Consider the following 17,874-nt stretch of genomic DNA (forward strand, 5'->3'; position numbering starts at 1 on the left):
GGCGGGATTTTTCCTTGCATAAAAAACAAGTGTGCGAATTGCTGAAAAAGGGCTATAATTTGAGTAAGACATCCGCATTTTGCACAGAATGGACTTATGACAACCGTGTTGCAGCACTAGAAGGGAATGCTTTCATTATGTACGTAGTATGCAAAGAACATTTGGAGCTTGCCATTGATACGTTCGTGGACGAATACGAGGACGCTCCGGACGTGGTGGACCTGAAGGATACGGAGTTTTCCGATTGGGATCCGCCGGTGCAGTGCGCGCACTGCGAGCAGGCCGGCAAGTATTTGGTGGTATAACCGCGAACTGCATAGGGTAAGGGAGGAGCGTGGATGCACGCTCCTTTTTAGTTGGTTTGGGAGGCAGGGCACGCAGCAGGCTGGGGTAGATTCCATGGCTGCTGAAACAATAGAGTGACATGAGGGAACAATAAATTACATAACGAGGTTTAAACGGAGGGTATATCATGTTGATTCAATTGATTGGCGTCGGCAAGCTGAAGGAGAAGTATTTGGTGCAGGGCATCCAGGAATACGCCAAGCGGCTGACCCCGTACATCAAATTCCAGATGATCGAGGTCGCGGACGAGAAGGCCCCGGACACCTTGAGCGAAGCCGAGGTGTCGATCGTGAAGGAGCGCGAGGGCGAACGCATCCTCGCGCATGTCAAGGAGAGCGCGCATGTGATCGCGCTCGCCATCGGCGGCCAGCTGTGGAGCTCGGAAGAGCTGGCCGCCGAACTCGACAAGCTCGGCACGTACGGGACGAGCCATGTCGTGTTCGTGATCGGAGGGAGCCACGGGCTCTCCGAGGCCGTGCTGCGCCGCGCCCAGCAACGCTTAAGCTTCGGGCGCATGACGCTGCCGCACCAGCTGATGCGGCTGGTGCTCACCGAGCAGATTTATCGTGCGGTGAAGATCAATCGGGGTGAACCGTACCATAAATAAGGGCAAGTTTTTTTGCGGAGTTCCTTGCGGGGCATGGATTTGTATATATGTGTGCAGGTTTCGGGCCAAGGAAACGCAAGAAAAGTACATAGGGCGATCGTTTTTTGAGTAGAACATCCTCGTCACATCCCACGGAAGGAAGAGGGCTTCGTGGATGGGGGAGGGTCTCCGAGGCTGGGAAAGAAAAGTGTCAGAAGTGTCGATGCTGGCAGTTTATGCGCTTCTGACGGTACTTTCGCTTAGCGGAAAGAGAGATGCCCTAGATCACGATCGTAAAGGGTGAGGGGTACTTGCGTCTGGACAAAGAAAAAGCCCCGTCCACCTTGTCGGTGGAGGGGGCTGCGACGACCAGACATTGTCTGAGCGTCTCGTCGAATTCCAGTTCAATGCCTCGAAGCTTTTGGCCTTGCTGTACGGCTATCTGCTTCACTATGGTCTGTATCAGGGTCTTCTGCGTTTCGACTGGAGAGGTCTGAAGAAGCCCGTTGAAGTCGCTGAGCGCTTTGCGTACAAGCTGAAGCGGGATGGGCTCGGCTTGGTTTTCGTCCAACTGGCGTTCTGCTTCGGACTTTCGGTTTGCGAGCACGTCGTACTTCGACTTCAATTCGTTAATGCGCTCGACCAGCATGTCGTTATCGATCGTATCGCTTTCGTAGAGGGCAAAATACCTTTGCTTCTGGGAGTCTAGCGTTTTCAACTCGCGCTTGATTGCAGCTAGCTCTTTTTGAAGCGGAGCAACGCTCTTGCTCCGCGACTTGTTGAGGCTAACGACAATGTCGTCCAACAGTTTTGGCGTTTGTACTACCGCCGCGATCCGTTCGATGACGTAGCGTTCAGCGAAGTCCGCCTTCACCGAGTTGGAGTTACAGACTCGGCTCCCCTTGTTGCGGAAGTTGCTGCAAATGTAGTATCTTCGGACGACCTTCTCACCACTCTTTAGCGTGTCGTTGATTCGATGGGCGACAAGCGTTGCTCCGCACTGAGGGCATCTCATGAGCCCCGTCAGAAGGTAGATACCGTCGAATTTTCGAGGAGCGGAGACGGCCTTCTTCTTGTAGAACTTCTGAACAGCCTCCCACAATTCCAGGCTAATGATCGGTTCGTGCTCACCGTCAACGACAATGGGGTCTTTGTTAGTGCCTTTCCGCCGTTTCTCATTCCAGTTTTCCCTTACGTTGTAGCGAATTTTGCCGATGTAGACAGGGTTATTGATGATCGTTTTGACCGCAACACTACTGAAGGCATTGCCTAGCTTGGTCTTTAATCCTTCGGCGTTCAGTTGGTTTGCAATGCTTCGCAAGCCTTGTCCGCCACCGTACATCCGGAAAATTTTCCGTACGAGCTCTGCTTCGATGTGATTGATCTTCAGGATGGAGTCCTTGCCGCGTCCGCTTTCCACCTCGACTACATCGTAACCGAGGACCGTACCGCCGTTCCATTTCCCCTTTCTAGCCCGCTGTTTCATGCCCATCTTGACGTTTTCCACGATGGTATTCCGCTGGAATTCGGCGATTACGCCAAGCATCTGGATGTTGAGTTTGCCGGAGGCTGTCTCGGTATCGAAGTCTTTCTCCGAGTAGCTGCGGAACTTGACGTTGTTGCGGTTCAGGTGCTCGACGATTTGGAGCAAGTCAGACATCTTGCGGCTGATCCTGTCCAGCTTCCAAACAAGTACCTCTTGAATTTTGCCTTCCTCTACGTCACGAAGCAGTTGCTTCATTGCCGGACGCTTCTCGATCGTTTTTCCCGAGATGCCCGCGTCGACGTACTCCTTGAAGACGATTTTCTGTTCAGCTTTGCAAAGATTACGAAGGGTCGTTATCTGAGCCTCGATGCTGTAGCCTTGTTCAGCCTGTTCCTCGGTACTGACGCGAGCGTATATGCCGACGTACTGTACATCGTTTTCGTAAAGGTCATTTCTTTTCATCAAGGTGTATCCATCCTTTCTAAGCGGTTTTTTTGTAGGTGAGTTTAGATTCAGATTTTTTGTTCTGCTCTTTCAGGCATTCACTAATCATTCCAGCAAGGAGATCGACCAATTGCTGGTATGAATTTGTATCACTTTCCATGTCAAAGCTCCTTTCGGGTATGGATTGTAGTGAAAGACGCGGGAAAAATAGCGTCAGTCGTGTCAGTGGTGACAAGAGCGCTTCTGCCGCAACTGACGCTATTTTCTTCTAGGCGGCTTTCTTCTTTTTTCGATTCGCTTGTCCGCTTCGCGCTGGTGACATTTGAATCGTTGCGATCTTGTGTGTTCCACCGTGCCGAATCACGACGTCAATGCCGCACGACTTCAGGTTGGACATGACCTCGTTGATTCTTCTGCTAAGAGCGTGAGGGGCTCGCGGCCACTCTTTCGTTCTGGTGTCGATCCGTTCCCGAATTGCTATGTTTTCAAGCACATTGAGCAGTTCTGCCACAGGACCTTCCCATAGCGTTGTCGTTTTCATCAGCGCGATGATTGCCGACGCGACTGGATGGGCGGAGACTGCTTCTTCGCTCGCACGATTTCGGTTCCGCTTGTACGCTTTCAGGAAGGCTTCTCCGTACCCTTCTTTGATCGCCTCTGCTATGGCGTATCCCCACTTTGCGAAGTCCGCCATCCGAGGGAGCGCACGAAGCTGTACGTTCGGGTAGATGGCCATGGCTTTGCTCAGGGTGTCGAAGATGCCGCCTAAAATGATTGGCATGTCTCGCTCGAACTCTTGGACAATTACGCGTTCCTCTTTGCGCTCTCCTTCGTCGATGCGATCTAGCTCAAGCATGATGCAGCGATCGAGTAGGTCCGCTTTCGATGCGACGACGTTGATGCCGTTCAAGACGACGCACCGTTTGAACGAGAGAATTGTCTCCTCGTCATCGGTAAAGAATTTTCTTGTGGAGAATCCTCCTCCCGTCGCAGCCGTGCAGAGCAGGTCACTGATCTTCGGCGTGATGGAGGACAAGTTATCGTAAACGGGCATATAATTGTTTTGGAGCGAAAGCCCCAGGTCATGTAGTCCCGTTGGCAACGAAGTCATGTCACGTTGCGCCGGATCGACGATTGCGCGGGTGATTCTCGACGATGTCGATTTTGCCGCTCCTTTTTCTCCCCAAAGAATGAGAATGGGGTGAGGGATGTCGAACACGAAGCAGGAGACAATATATACAAGGTACAGCAACTTGTCGCTGTTACTCTTGAAACGAATGTGTTTGAGAAGTCGCCACAGGTTTCCTCCGGTTTCATTCGGTACGACCTGGGGCTTCATGTTTGGTGTCCCCAAGAAGTACACCGGACTGCCTGATGTTAGACGCCAACCGTCTTTTCCGATCTCTACGACGGAATCCTTGCCGTTCCTACTCAGATCGTAGTAGAAGTTCTCCTCGTGTTCTCCGACACGCAACTCGACGGGGTGAGTGCCCCCGGAAAATGTTGCAATGGCATCGAACTGGTTGAGGGCTTGGTTTAACGCGTCCGGAGTAGGTGCTTCACCTGTTTCCTCAAAGAATAGCTTGGTCAGCAGGCCTTTGAAGTTCTTGTGCTTGATCTTCATTGCTTTGCTCGACTGTTCGAAATTCAAGCAGACGTAGGGCTCGTGGTTAGGGCTGGAGAAGAATTTGTTTCCTTCTTTCCCCAAACGAAGTAGTGTTTGATGCGGGCCTACCTTTGCTGCTTGCGTTGCAGGTGTTGCGGTCATCTTTTTGCGAAGTGCGTTTTGATTCGTATCCATTTTAGAATGCCCTCCTTGGTATGTTCCCGAAGTTGCCTAGTCGACCGGGCTGCAGAGGCATTCAGGTTGTTATTGTCACTTGCGGACGGCGCCTGTCCGCTGAGCAACTGCTTACAGGTATAGATTCTACAGGGTTTTCCTTTGGCTATCACTCCGGTGGTTGGGTAGAAAAATGGAGGCGAAAAATGACGCTGAAGGCTATCCGGGAGGGGTCGCTCGCGGAAAGGTCCGACGAGAAAAACGAAGTGGGAGCTATTTTAACTAAAAGCCACTACAGAAGAATATTTGGCTGAATTCGCCGAATTTCGGTGATTCGAATATTTAATTTGCGATCCCTATGATCCGGCAAGATTGCCTATCGATTAGGCATCAATACTATATGCTAAATAATAATATCTGTTTGTAATTGGGGAGTTTTCGCAGAAAAAAAGAGCCTGGGATTGCACCAGGCAGATGGGGGCGGCAACAAAAGCGTCAGTTGCGCCCAAAGCGGCAAAGCGGAACTTACGCTTTTTTCGCTATTCTTGGTCAGTGGTGTCTCCCGTCTCTGTTGGGAGAAAGGGGTCACTGTACTGACAATGGAAAGGCTCGCCCAGTTCTTTCACCCAGCGGACGGAGCTGGCTACGTCTCCGCCGTGAAAAAGAGGGGCCTCCCCGAAACTTTCGTCTTCCCAAACAAAGTCCGCCGTCTGTTGCTTCTCATCGACTGCGAGGAAGAAGTCGGAGCCGTCAACATACGGGTTGGTACCTGTTTGGGCATCAGTGGTTCTCAGGACAACACGGGCGCGATGTGTCGGCATTTGCTCAGTCAGCGGGTACGAGAGGTTCTCTACAAGCAGGTCAGAGAAGGGTTCCGACACTACGAGCATGACCCAAACGTTCGTCCAGTTGATGTTGTCGGCGACAGCTTCGCGCCGATCGAACGTCATTTTCAGCTTCTGGAGGACCAGCTCATTTGCCGTCATCTTCCTTCCGCTTGGTCTTTGAGCCATTGTTCCACCTCCTCGTCGTGTGCTCCGGCTTGCGTGAAGAACGTCATTAGGTAGTCGTTGTCGTACAGTACCGCGATTTTGTACGCTTGGAGTCCTCCGCCTACGTCGAGCAGTTCGACGTACTCGGGACAACTTCCCAGCATTCCGCCTCTTTCGCGGCTCAGCCCGACGTTACCGAGGTCTCGGACGTTGTCTCCAGCTTCGAGAACGACGATGTAGCCTCTCATGCCCAAGCAAAACTCGCTTTCAAGTTCGTCTACCTGCTCGTCCCTTAGCTGCTGGAAGTAGTCCTCGACCTGATCGAGGAGTACCGCAGGAAGTGCTTTTACACGGCGCAACACGTCGAAGTCCTGCTGTGTCTTGATGATCCTCATTCTTACATCCCTCCTGAAAATGAAAATGCCCCCTCGAAAAGGGGTCTTGCTATGAGTCACGAATATGATATATATCTGAGAATTAATTTGAATCGATTTTTGATAAGAATAGAGACTCCTTCTATGGAACAATTTGCTATGATAAATTCAACGGCAGGTTGTAACCAGTGAAAATGATTGTGTGTTGAAAGGGGGCTTTATGCATACGGTTGAGAATGTCCAGAGTGCTATTGATTATGTAGAGGAACAACTTGCCGAGCAACTTTCGTTAGAGGAAATCAGCAGGGCGGCTGCGATGTCGGTACCGAACTTATATCGCTTGTTTTATGCAATGACGGGTCACCCTATAAAAGAATATATTCGCAAACGAAGGACTAGTGAGGCAGCGTGTCTCTTGCGACAAACTAACCTACCGTCGATTGAGATAGGATTTCGCTGCGGGTTTGATACGAATCAAACTTTTATCAAGACATTCAAGCGAAACACAGGGTTGACCCCTGGACTTTATCGAAAAGCAGAAGTCATTTACAGCTTCGAACGGATTCGCCTTCATGAACGATTTTCTTATTTAGAGGAACGGGAGATTTCCGAACGTTACCCGGATGTGAAGGTTATTAGTCTTTCTCCCCAAAAAGGAATAGGTTATCTTCATGTTGCCGATCGGGAGGAAAGACTTGAAGAAGAGGCTTACATTCAGTTTCAATCTATTCTTTCCGAGAGTAATATCGACTCAAGTCAAATGAGGTTGTTTGGGTGGAATGTCGATTTGGAAGGGAGTAAGCCATCATTCGGTTATCAAATGATGGCCGTTAGCCCAGAGAAAAAGGTGAGGTTTGTAGAGCATACGGATTTGCAACCTATTGAACTTTCAGGCGGTACATATGCTATTACTTGGACACCGATGGATTCCAGTCCCAAAATCGTGAATGCTTGGAACCGACTACTGTCTGAGTGGCTGCCTTTGAGTACTTTTGAACTCGGGGGTCATGGTTTTCTCGAGGAATACCAACAATTTAACGGTCGAATATCTCGATTGAAGCTTTATCTTCCCGTTAGGCGCTCTCAAGAGAAGGAAACTATTGAAATTTTGGTGCTGAAACCTCTGAGGGTGATGAGATTTCGAGCGGAAGGTGTCAACTGCGTGTCAAGGGCCGACGAGGCCGCTATTAAATGGTTAACACGTAATGGCTTCATAGGAGATAATCGCCTTAAGGTATTCATGAGTAGTAGCTACGGCAGTCCGTCTGATGACAGCAGTATGTATGAAATTTGTATCACTCTACTGGAAGGTTTTGTCCCCTCCCGTGAGGAAGAACACCGAGTGACGTATATGGAAGGCGGTTTGTATGCTTGCTTAACAACCAGATCCTTAGGTTCAATGGATGGAGTCCTTGAACGGATTTACCGTTGGCTGGGTACATCTTATGAGTATGAGGCGGATGAAGAACGGTCTTGGTTTACTCACTACATTCTTGATGAAAGCGTGGAGGAGTGGGAGGCTGGATCTCTTGAAAAATTAGTGAGCGTAAAATGCTGTGTGCCCATCGTTTTACGAAATCTGAAGCAGGGGGATTGATCATGAGCGAAGTACCTGCACGCAAAAACTTACCAGAAGGTTACAGACCCGTAGTAATTCCGAAAACTCTAAAAATGATTCATGGAGGTAGAATGATGAACGAACAACATCAAGCCAAAGAAAGCAATTCGCAGGCCAGCCCGGTCAAAAACAAAGTCGGAAGCATTTTTGTCCCCGTTAGGAATATTGAGAAGTCACGCAGTTGGTATTGTCAGGTTTTAGGACTTAATGAAGATGACTGCAATATCATAAATGGTCACTTATGTCCTTTGCCAATGGAAGGAACCGGGATTATTCTTGATACGATGCCAAAGTGGGGAGGTGACCAACCGGGAGGAGCTCCGTCTATCGAAACTCCTGCCTTTATGTTAATGACAGAAGATCTAAGAAGTTCACTTGATTATATGAAGAAGATTGGTGTGGAACTCGTTACAGAAATTGAACACGATCATTGGTTCGTTGTGAAAGATCCAGACGGAAACAAATTGATGATATGTCGGGAATAGAGAAGATCTCAAGCACGATTGAACCAAATCATTCTCTAAGAAAAGGCCATCCTTTGTGGGATGGCCTAAAAACTTGCCGTTACAGACAGCGCGGAGAACCGTACCACAAGTAGGGCGAAATTTTTGATATTAAACTCTCACTGAGCTTAATGGGCTTGCAGGAACATATTATCTTTTGTTGAATGAAATATATAGGCCCATTATTTTATAATTGGTATAGAGTATTTTAAATGGAGGCTATAAAGGATGGACGTAACTCCGGACAAGCAAAATATTGATAAGTTATTCTCGGGAACAACCTACTATATTGATTTTTATCAGCGGCAATACAAATGGACAAGTGAACCTGTCATTAGACTCCTAGATGACATAATGTACAAGTTTAATCTTGAATATACGATTCATAAAAGCAGTGACATTCAACTTGATAAGTTAATTGAGAAGTACTCTTGGTATTATCTGAATACTTATGTGACGAATTTAGTAGATGGTAAGGTGTTCATCGTAGATGGACAGCAACGACTAACTACCCTAACACTTATTCTGATTAAGCTTTATCAATTAGCGAAAGACCTACAATCAGATTTAATTGATTGGATTTCAAGTCGCATAGTGGGGTTTTCTGGATTCCAAAAGGATTTCTGGATGAATCACGAGCAGCATAAGAAAGCCGTCGAAGGTTTATACAAGGGGGAAGAGATCGATAAGATAGATGTGTCGACCGGTATAACTGCAGTAAATATGGTCGATAATTTCAAGACGATTTCAGGATATATGAAGAAAGAAATAGGGAACGATAAGCATCGGTTTGAGAGCTTCGTATTTTTCTTCCTAAAGCGCTTGGTGTTAATTAATCTTAACGTAGAGCAAACAGATGTGCCAATGATTTTTGAGGTGATCAATGATCGTGGCGTGAAGCTTAAGCCATATGAGATTCTTAAGGGGAAGCTGTTAGGGCAGATCGACAAGGATGAAATGGATCACTTCGGGTTTAACGAGCTTTGGGATACGAAGGTTCATTTAATGAATGAATATGCAGAGGATGAAATCGATGAATTCTTCATTTATTACTTGCGCGCCAAATTTGCGAATACAGTAGGAGATTCAAAGAAATTTGATCAGGCGGCATACCACCGAACGATATTTATGTCCGAGGTAAATCATTCGCTTGGGTTGCAGCATAATCCGAACGCGGTCAAACATTTTCTGAATAATGAATTCAAATACTATAGCGACCTCTACTTGAAGATTCTCAAGTATCAGAAGGATTTGGATAGTAATTATCCGCATGTGTACTATAATAAGCTGATTGAGATGGATAGTCAGTTTTTGCTGATCCTGTCGGCATGCTCATTGCGGGATCAATTGGAAGACGAAAAAATTAAATTGGTTTCATATCACGTAGATCGGCTATTTACGCTGCTTCAATTACAAAGAAGTTACGACAGCAACGATTTCAATGAAATGATTTATAAGATCTGTAGTCAGATACGAGAAAAGACACCAGCAGAAATTGAAGCAGTTTTTGAGGCTTCTCTACTTGCTATGATCTCCGAGGTACGGGGGACTCCAGTTACGGAACCAGTTTCGTATCCTCTATTCAGAGATACGGGCTATGAGTTGAATAAAAGGTTTAAGAGGTATTTCTTTGCGCGTATTGAGGAATTTTTAGCTTCTGGTACTAAGATGAATATGAAGCATTCGATTACCGACCTAGTGCAGAAAACAGGCAGCGTTTCCGGATTTCATATAGAGCATATTTTGGCGGAAAATTCGGAGAATCTACAAGCCTTCGGCAATGACCGAGAACGATTTGAACGTGAGCGTAATCGACTAGGCGGCCTTCTCCTTCTTAAAGGTAAAGATAACATTTCCAGCAATAACGAGGCGTACGCCAAGAAATTGAAAACATATGCTAACTCGCTTTATTGGAATGAAACGTTGCGACAGGATAGTTATAAAGCCAAGAAGGACTTTGATCATATGATGAACACATACAAGCTACAGTTCCGACCTATGGATATATTTGGTGCTGATGAGCTCGAAGAGCGACATAGGCTACTTTTCAATATGATTAAATTAATTTGGATATAAAGAAAGACTCAGATCACTATACTCAATTTCTGCTTCAGCGTAGGGGCTTTTCCGAAAGGAAAAGCCCCTTCTGCATTTAGTTCAGCAGAAGGGGCTACGCTTAAAAAATGCTTCTCGGTCTCCTCGTTGAAGGCGAGCTCGACGCTGTCGACGCACTTTCCTTCGTCCAGCGTGATCTTCTTCACGATCAGGTGCATCAGTGTTTTGCGCTGCGGGAACGGAGAGCGGTGGAGCAGGGTGTCGAACCTGCCCACCAAGGAACGTACGAGCTCGTAGGAGACGGGCTCGGCCTGATCGTCGCGGAGTTCCAGTTCCAGCTTCGACCGGCGGGTAAGCTCAGTGTCGAGCTCCCTGTTCAGGTCATTCAGGCGTTCCGCGAACAGGTCGCGGTCGATCTCGTCCATCTCGTACAGCCCGAGGTACTTGAGTTTCTTTTCTTCCAGCTTGTCGATGCGGGCTTGGACTGCCGCTAACTCGTCGCGAAGCGGCTTGATGCGTCCCGATCGGTGTTCGTTGATGCTGCGTACGACTTTCTTGAGAATGTGGGGCTGAGTCACTGCCTGCCGGATGCGCTCCGTCACGGCTTTTTCGGCCTCGTCCTTGCGGACGCTGTTGGCGTGGCAGACCGAGCTGCCCTGGCTGCGAAAGCGACCGCAGGAGTAGTACATGCGGACGATCTTCGTCCCGTCCTTCGCCCGGTTCACCGTGCGGCTTGCGGTCATCGCCGCACCGCATTCGGGACAGCGAATGAGCCCAGTCAGCAGGTATTCCCCCTCGAAGCGTTTCTTAGGCATTGAGCTTTTCTTTTGCCGTAGAAGTTGAACCTTCTTCCACATCTCATCTGAGACGATTGCCGGATGATGGCCCTCGACAAGAATAAGCTCAGAAGTTTTTCCCTTGCGGCGTCTTTCCGCCCAATTTTCGTAACGGTTGTAGCGGATTTTTCCAACGAACATCGGATTGTCGAGAATGTCCCGGATGGCGCAAGTGGAGAAGGGCTTACCAATCCTGGTCTTGTGGCCCCTGTGGTTCAGGTTGTTAGCGATCGCCTTCAGGCCGTGACCGGCAGAATACTGCTCAAAAATATTGCGGACAATTGCCGCTTCTTCCTCAATGATGACGATCTTTGACTCTCTCCCTCGTAAGTCTACCTTGACGCTTCGGTAGCCGAGTGGCACCTTGCCGTTGTGCTTACCGGTTTTTGCCCGATGCTTGTGGCCCATTTTCACATTATCCACGATCGTGTTACGTTCCAGTTCACTTACCGCACCCATCATCTGCAAGGCGAATCGGCCTGTAGGGGTGCTCGTGTCAAAGCTCTCGGAGAAAGAGCGGAAGGCAACATTGTTTTTTTCGAGCATATCAACGATATGAAGAAGGTCAATGTTCTTCCGTGCCATTCGATTGAATTTCCAGACGATGACCTCATCAAACTTCCCGTCCTTGGCATCGAGAAGGAGTCGTTGCAGTTCATAGCGCCCTTCTATGCTCTTCCCGCTGACACCTCGGTCAACGTATTCCCCTGCGATTTCTCTGCTATAAAGTTCGCAATATTTACGCAAGGTATCAAGTTGGGCATCGATAGAATAACCATATTCGGCCTGTTCCTCTGTACTTACACGTGCGTAGATGGCGACTCTTACCTTCTGGATCATGCTTGCTTATCTCTCCCTATATTAATTGGCGGAATCTCCAGGTTGAGCAGGGCCGCCGTACCCTGGATGGATGACTTTGTAATGTCCCGGTCATGTGGGACGACGATTTTGTCGATGAGGCTTCGGTAAAGTTCCTTTTGCTTCTCAGGCGAGGCGTTCCGCAGTAGTGAGCGAAAGTTGTTCAGCGATTGCCGAATGCTAGGCGCGGGAATGGAATGTACAGGCTGCCCTGCTCCCGAACGATTTAATTGCTCCCGTTCTTCCTCCAGAAGGGCTGACTCTGAACGAATCTCGTCTAGCCTTTTTCTGAGTTCCGAGGCATTGATGTGACTGTCCTCGAAAAGCTCGTAGCAGCGTAGGCTCCGGCCCTTTAGGGAAGCAAGAAGGGTATCAATTTGCAACAACCGTTGTCGGATGGGCATCAGCTTCTTGTCTCGCCTGCAATTAATCTCGGCAACCAGCCGTTCGATAACGGATGGATGGGAGATGAAATGCCGGACCTGGGATTCGACCCAGGCTTCAGCCTCCTCCGCCCGGATGTGGTTTGGCAGGCACACCGCGCTTCCCCCTGAGTTGTAGCGACAGCAAATATAATAGAAGCTTTCGGTATGTTTACCACTTTTTCGTTTTCGTGGTACATGACATAGGGTCATGCTGCTCCCACAGGTTGGGCATTTGAGCAGCCCCGCGAGTGGGAAAGATCGGGTGACTCGCTTGGTTGGCTGGTGTGAACGCTCGACAATCTGCCGTTGCACCTGCTCCCAAAGTTCCGTTGAGACAATAGATTCGTGTTCACCGTCCACTATTTCTCTGTTGCCATTTTCGTCCGTGTAGCTGATCTTGCCGATATAGTTAACATTGGCAAGGATGCTGCGCACCGAGGTGCTATGGAAGGCTTTGCCCCGCTTAGTCCTGTGCCCTTTAACATTCAGTCGATTGACGATGGCTTTCAAGCCGAGGCCACTGGAGTACATCTCGAAAATGGAGACGACACGCTCGGCCTCCTCGGGTACGATCTCCACGTGGGAAAGACGCGGGTCGTCGGGATGGGTGATCCAGCGGTATCCGAGAACCTGATTGCCGCTGTTCCACCTGCCAAGCTTGCTGCGCCGCTGCATGCTGTGGCGCACGTTCTGCGCGATTTGCCGCCTTTCGTGCTCGGCTACAGACCCAGCCATCTGAAGGGCGAACTTGCCCATAGGCGTGTCCGTCTGGAGTTCTTCGGTTAGGCTGCGCAACGCGATGCTGTGCATGTCCAGCAACTCGACGATGTGTAGGAGATCCACCAGATTGCGGGAAAGCCGATTTAGCCGCAGACACACGACTTGCTGGAAGCGACCGCTGCGGGCGTCTTCCAGAAGTTCGCGGAGTGCCGTTCGGCCATCGATGGACTTGCCCGATCGTCCCGCATCAACGTAGACCTTGTGGACATCAACACGAGCCTTTCGGCAGTAGTCAAGCAAGGCAGCCCGTTGGGCCTCCAGACTGAAACCTTCGACCTGTTCTTCAGTCGAAACGCGAATGTAGAGGGCAGCTAGTTGTTGTTCGTGATTCATGGAGATCCCCCTAGGCGACGATCTTCGCTTCGATGCCTACACTTTTGAACAGTTTCAACCAGTAGTCCGCACGCTGTTGCAGCTCCTGTTTGGCATCGAGGTATTGGCATATCATTTCGGCGAGAACATCAATGAACAGGCCTTGCTCGTTTGATTTTTGCATCGTTGTTTTCATGGTAATTCCCCCTTGGCGTTAGTGGTCTTCAGTGTTTGATAATTTACATGAGTCCTTTTTCTTTCAAGCTGACGAAGTTGCCGGCACCTAGAATGATATGGTCCAGGAGATCGATACCGAGCAAGCTACCACTGTCCCTCAGCCGCTCTGTAATCTCCACATCCTGTTGACTGGGATCAGGCTGGCCGGAGGGGTGATTGTGGCAGGCAATGATTGAAGCAGAATTCGCTAAAATTGCCAGTTTGAAGGTTTCACGTGGATGAACCAGCGAAGCGTTTAATGTACCTGTGGACACTTGATGGAGCGCCGTAGGTTCGTTTTTTGTGTTTAGGCAAAGGATGCAGAATGATTCCCTGTCACAGTCTCCAATGAACTGTCCGAACAAATCGGCGGCGTCCTTCGCAGTTCGAATCATCCGACCAGGGTAGAAAATTGAGGTCGATTCGCGAACCATTCTCAAACCGACTACCTGGATTCGCTTTGCAGGTGAATTTGCCTCTAAGACTTTTTTATTCAAAAATGATCACCGTCCTCAATCAAGCTATTTAACCAAGTTTCCACGTCCTCAGCTTGTGTGCCTACTTTTAAAAACAGGAAAGTGAATGATTCATTGCCCTCCATGAGACAAACTTTGAAAAGCTGGCAATCGCCAAGGTCGATCCGTTCAACATATTCAACGTTGATTGTCATACTCTTTTGCAGATCGGCTGAAAGCTCGCCGGGCCCAAGAACGAACAGCGCGTATCCGTGGTTGGACAACCGGAAGGGTTCATTCTCAGAATCGAGTGACAGTTGAAGCAAACTGAAAAAGTCTGCGAGAAACCGACAGGCCAACGCTGGAAGTACATCCTTTTCTGTGCATACGACTAGCGTGTCTTGAAAAGTATCGATGTTAAACAATTACATCCGCCTCCATGATAAGATTTCCATATCATGGTTATATTAAATGAACGAAAAGTGGATAAAGACGATTTTGAAAAAGGGACATTGAATACTTGTCTTCAGATGTGATAACTGGCCCATTCACGCCTCTCCGGCATGCGAATAGCCTTCCTCATCGCACAACAGACGCCCCCGCTGCCCCCGCGATTTTTAGAGGGGAGATGCCCTTTTTTCTACTGTCAGATGGGGGGGGATTGTTTTGTTTTTTTATTTTTAGGGGGCAATGGGGGCGGGTAATTCCAAAATCCTTGCCCCGCTTGACACTTCCCTGCCCCGGTTACTGCGTTTTCAGTGGGCTTAGCCCCAGTCTTTGGGGGCGTGTTTACATCAAGCCTGAGCCCGTTTCCACTTCCCTCTCATGTTCTTCCAGAGAGCTTCGTTTCACCCAGAGCAGCCTCGAACGGTGCCCTCTAACTGTTTTTTTCACGAGCATGTGCCGTCTTTCCTTATCTTTTTCTTTTGTGGTTTCAGTGTTTGTCATTCCTGCATCGGCCAGTTCCCTCCAGAGCATGGACGCTGAAAGTGGAAAATGCTCACCCTGTCTGGACAAAAACTGACTCACCTGGTTGTAAATCACCTCCGGGAAAAGGTAGTAATAAGTATCATCATGCCAACCTACGTGACAACTACTCTTCGGTAAGGTTTCTGGCAAAGGTTCCCTCAGTACGGCATCTGTATGGATACTTTTATTTGTAAGCAATTGGGACACGATAGCTGCAAATCGTGTCGACGCCTTGACCTCGGTAACTTGTTGTCCTTGCACGTCGGCTATGTTAAGGAACACCTTCCATGCCTCGGCCCGAAGCTCTAGTCCCTGTTCAACTGCTATCGCTCCAATTTCTTCGGCGTATTCAAGGCCCATGTGAAGGCCCATGTACAACCAAACTGAGGCTTCAACAAGTCTACCGTGAACACCTAGTTTGGCTGCTTCCTGTCGCTTTTCAATAAAAAGCTCCTTAAGGCCACCTTTTTCAGGCATGAGCATACCCTGTCCAATCCACTCCAGGTAACCTCTCATTGCTTCGCTCAGTTTCCCGGCGCAAAGCTGAGCCGTTGTCAAAAGGTCGAGTGTCACATCTGTTTTAAGCAGTTCGACGGGAAACAGTCGGGCCACGCTGGACCCTCCGCTCAACATGTCCTCTGCTGTCACAATTGCCATGCCGCGCGGGGGATAGTCTGCTCGGAGGGTTGTGTCCTGTTTCATTCGGCCTCGCCCCACTCTGTCTCCGTAGCCTCTAAGAACCTGCTGAGCGAGCAGCTCCATGCTTTGCTTTTCTCTCGGGGAGCTCGTGGGATGGTAATCGTCGATCAGAAGAAGTGAATCCTTCGCATCGAAACCGCGCTTTTCTACCGAGTTTGCAGTGTCTTTGAAGCTGGCGGGAGGATGCTCCAGCAGATCCCCGAAATGACTGAGAAACAGTTTCGCTAGGGTAGTCTTGCGACTGCCCGTATAGCCATATAGCCACACCAGGAACTTTGGTTCTATACCTATTCTTCGTAGCCACTCACACAAAGGCGAAAGGTATGTTAAGCCCCACAATGCCAGCGTTACCCGATGCGGGGCTACCTTCAGCAATTCCAGACTTGCCTTCATAGCCTTTTTAGGACTGTTAGGACTTTCGGAAAGTTTGTAGTTTTGAAGCCTTGGGTCTAGTTCAACTTTTACTTCAGGGGCACCCAAGGCTCCACCTGCGTGAAGGTACCCCCATTTTCCATCAAGTGAAATCCAGCCAAGGTGAGCGTAGGTCTGTTCATGAACAGCTGCCGTTGCGGTTGATTGAATGGAGAAGCGAACCATGTCCCGAGTCAGGTTGCCCGGAAAGATATTCGGCTCAGGTCCCCACATGGATAACCACTTCATACTTTCAAATTCGCTGGCAAGGACCTGAACCGGGGGAAGAGGCTTTTCCGATCCAAGTAGTATGCCGTCGACCTCATACAGGGTCATACGCTCCGCTCCGTTGTCCTTCGTGATCGATTTGACTATCCGAGCTACAAAGTTTGCTATCGGTGTGTAATCTGGTTCATCTTCTTTTTTGAACTTGATTTTGCAGAGATTATTTCCGTGTATCCCGTAGTTATCGGTGAGTAATCCTGAATAATGTTCCACGGGAGTCTTCTTGGGCAATGCAGCTGTCTTGTCGAAAGACAGAAGAAAGGCAGCGGGAGAGTTCGAAGGCTCCCTGGTATGTTGATCCAAACGAACGGTACGGTGGCATTTCTCAATTTGTTTCGAATCACAACCGAGCGTAGTGCACCGGGTCGGGCCGTAGGTCGCGATGTCGCCTTCAGAGGTCATTTCAAGGATACGCTGCTCGCTGCGGCTATCGTGTTTCTCGCTTAGTTTTGAAAAGGTGAGAGCGGCATCCGAGAATCCGGCACGAACAAGCATGGACACAATCTGATGCCAGCGGTCCTCCCCACACCCCTTGTGATCCTGCTCGAACACTGCTTTCTTGAACACCTGGCAGCTCTTTGAAAGTTTCTGCAGTTCGGGATTAGGAAGTGAAATGTCCAATTCAGGCGGCATTCCGGCGACAAAATGTCTTTCACGCTTGTCAAGCTTTGACTGTCGATGGGTTCCTTTCGTTGTCGCCACGGTTTTCAATTCCGATGTGGAAACGACCTGTCTTGAGCACATTCTCTCTAGTACGTTTTCTGGAAGTTCGGCCAGTGGGATGTCCCCTGGGCCCCTGCCTGTGACCCAGAGGTATTGCCCTCCATTTTGGTGCAAGGAGGGTGGGATGACCGTCATTTGGCCGTCAGCCAATAGGGCTAGCTCCTCATGATCGGCATTCGGGTTAACATCAGAAAATTTCCTTAGAATTAGGCCCTTTGTTACACCAAACAGAAACCTTGATCCACCTCCCGGGGTAGTAAATTCCCAGGTGGGAGGGATAGAGCCATTGAAAAGCTCATTCATTTTGGCTTTTCCGTACTCGCCGTCAATATCAAATCCAACCACACCAACTTGACCGCCTAGTGTCATTCCAAGGTTCATGTTGGGTTTCCGGTTGAACCAAGTGTTTAACAAGTTTGGATCGTCCGATGCATTCAAAGTCCATTTGGTCAAAAGGGGGACTTTCCCAGGTCTTTTGCAGTTCTCCTTGTGCTTCGTAGAGACTCCGTTATGATTAGGCGGGCAAAGGGGCAGGTATTTTGGGCCGAGTTTGGCCTGGCCCATTGCTTGGGCAGCAGCAGCGGTTGTCATGGCATTTAGGGCTTCAGCAGCGAGCTTATTGTCTGATCTCAATTGCGTCATGTTTGATCTCCATTTCCTATCTATTAAGGGGGAGCACCAGCTCCCCGCTTCATTTAATTTTCACCAGATTGTAATAGGTG

The 17,874-nt window shown here is 49.0% G+C and carries 16 protein-coding genes; 5 read left to right on the forward strand and 11 right to left on the reverse strand.

Features of this window, described 5'->3' with window-relative positions:
• Positions 1-137 precede the first annotated feature (137 nt).
• Together PCH05_RS04100 and rlmH are read left to right on the forward strand one after the other, a co-directional pair.
• Entirely contained in the window at positions 138-305 is a 168-nt protein-coding gene (locus PCH05_RS04100) for a CxxH/CxxC protein (protein WP_127600951.1), read from the forward strand.
• A 167-nt stretch (positions 306-472) separates the two neighbouring features.
• Complete coding sequence (rlmH, locus tag PCH05_RS04105; protein ID WP_127600953.1) at positions 473-952, forward strand: 23S rRNA (pseudouridine(1915)-N(3))-methyltransferase RlmH; 480 nt, start codon at positions 473-475, stop codon at positions 950-952.
• 259 nt (positions 953-1,211) lie between these two features.
• Here the strand turns inward: rlmH and PCH05_RS04110 are convergent, their stop codons facing one another.
• From PCH05_RS04110 to PCH05_RS04125, 5 genes are all read right to left on the reverse strand, one after another.
• Entirely contained in the window at positions 1,212-2,879 is a 1,668-nt protein-coding gene (locus PCH05_RS04110) for a recombinase family protein (protein WP_127600956.1), read from the reverse strand.
• A 19-nt stretch (positions 2,880-2,898) separates the two neighbouring features.
• Complete coding sequence (locus PCH05_RS27870) at positions 2,899-3,021, reverse strand: hypothetical protein (protein WP_281278739.1); 123 nt, start codon at positions 3,019-3,021, stop codon at positions 2,899-2,901.
• Between the two features lie 108 nt (positions 3,022-3,129).
• Entirely contained in the window at positions 3,130-4,662 is a 1,533-nt protein-coding gene (locus PCH05_RS04115; protein ID WP_127600958.1) for an AICE element replication initiation protein, read from the reverse strand.
• Positions 4,663-5,180: 518 nt separating this feature from the next.
• Positions 5,181-5,654: a hypothetical protein gene (locus PCH05_RS04120; protein WP_127600960.1), complete on the reverse strand. Its 474-nt coding sequence runs from the start codon at positions 5,652-5,654 to the stop codon at positions 5,181-5,183.
• Positions 5,624-6,028, reverse strand: a complete 405-nt coding sequence (locus PCH05_RS04125) for a hypothetical protein (protein ID WP_127600962.1) — start codon at positions 6,026-6,028, stop codon at positions 5,624-5,626. The genes PCH05_RS04120 and PCH05_RS04125 overlap by 31 nt, the downstream gene beginning before the upstream one ends.
• Positions 6,029-6,227: 199 nt before the next feature.
• Here PCH05_RS04125 and PCH05_RS04130 point away from each other — a divergent pair, with 199 nt between their 5' ends.
• From PCH05_RS04130 to PCH05_RS04140, 3 genes are all read left to right on the forward strand, one after another.
• On the forward strand, positions 6,228-7,604 hold the full coding sequence (locus PCH05_RS04130; RefSeq protein WP_127600964.1) for a helix-turn-helix domain-containing protein: 1,377 nt from the start codon (positions 6,228-6,230) through the stop codon (positions 7,602-7,604).
• A 2-nt stretch (positions 7,605-7,606) separates the two neighbouring features.
• Positions 7,607-8,110, forward strand: coding sequence for a VOC family protein (locus tag PCH05_RS04135; RefSeq protein ID WP_371860512.1), 504 nt, complete (start codon positions 7,607-7,609; stop codon positions 8,108-8,110).
• A gap of 246 nt (positions 8,111-8,356) precedes the next feature.
• Positions 8,357-10,204, forward strand: a complete 1,848-nt coding sequence (locus PCH05_RS04140) for a DUF262 domain-containing protein (RefSeq protein ID WP_127600966.1) — start codon at positions 8,357-8,359, stop codon at positions 10,202-10,204.
• An 8-nt stretch (positions 10,205-10,212) separates the two neighbouring features.
• Here the strand turns inward: PCH05_RS04140 and PCH05_RS04145 are convergent, their stop codons facing one another.
• From PCH05_RS04145 to PCH05_RS04165, 6 genes are all read right to left on the reverse strand, one after another.
• On the reverse strand, positions 10,213-11,859 hold the full coding sequence (locus tag PCH05_RS04145; RefSeq protein ID WP_127600968.1) for a recombinase family protein: 1,647 nt from the start codon (positions 11,857-11,859) through the stop codon (positions 10,213-10,215).
• Entirely contained in the window at positions 11,856-13,415 is a 1,560-nt protein-coding gene (locus PCH05_RS04150; RefSeq protein ID WP_127600970.1) for a recombinase family protein, read from the reverse strand. The genes PCH05_RS04145 and PCH05_RS04150 overlap by 4 nt, the downstream gene beginning before the upstream one ends.
• Before the next feature lie 10 nt (positions 13,416-13,425).
• On the reverse strand, positions 13,426-13,590 hold the full coding sequence (locus PCH05_RS27160; protein ID WP_164766533.1) for a hypothetical protein: 165 nt from the start codon (positions 13,588-13,590) through the stop codon (positions 13,426-13,428).
• A gap of 43 nt (positions 13,591-13,633) precedes the next feature.
• Positions 13,634-14,044 carry a JAB domain-containing protein gene (locus tag PCH05_RS04155; protein WP_127601271.1) on the reverse strand — a complete coding sequence of 137 codons (411 nt, stop codon included), beginning with the start codon at positions 14,042-14,044 and terminating at the stop codon, positions 13,634-13,636.
• 59 nt (positions 14,045-14,103) lie between these two features.
• Complete coding sequence (locus PCH05_RS04160; protein ID WP_127600972.1) at positions 14,104-14,490, reverse strand: hypothetical protein; 387 nt, start codon at positions 14,488-14,490, stop codon at positions 14,104-14,106.
• A gap of 364 nt (positions 14,491-14,854) precedes the next feature.
• Positions 14,855-17,794 (reverse strand): bifunctional DNA primase/polymerase, encoded by a 2,940-nt coding sequence (locus PCH05_RS04165; protein WP_127600974.1) that lies wholly within the window; start codon positions 17,792-17,794, stop codon positions 14,855-14,857.
• Positions 17,795-17,874 lie beyond the last annotated feature (80 nt).

It is taken from the genome of Paenibacillus chibensis (genome assembly GCF_004001045.1).
Lineage (GTDB): Bacteria > Bacillota > Bacilli > Paenibacillales > Paenibacillaceae > Paenibacillus_AQ > Paenibacillus_AQ chibensis.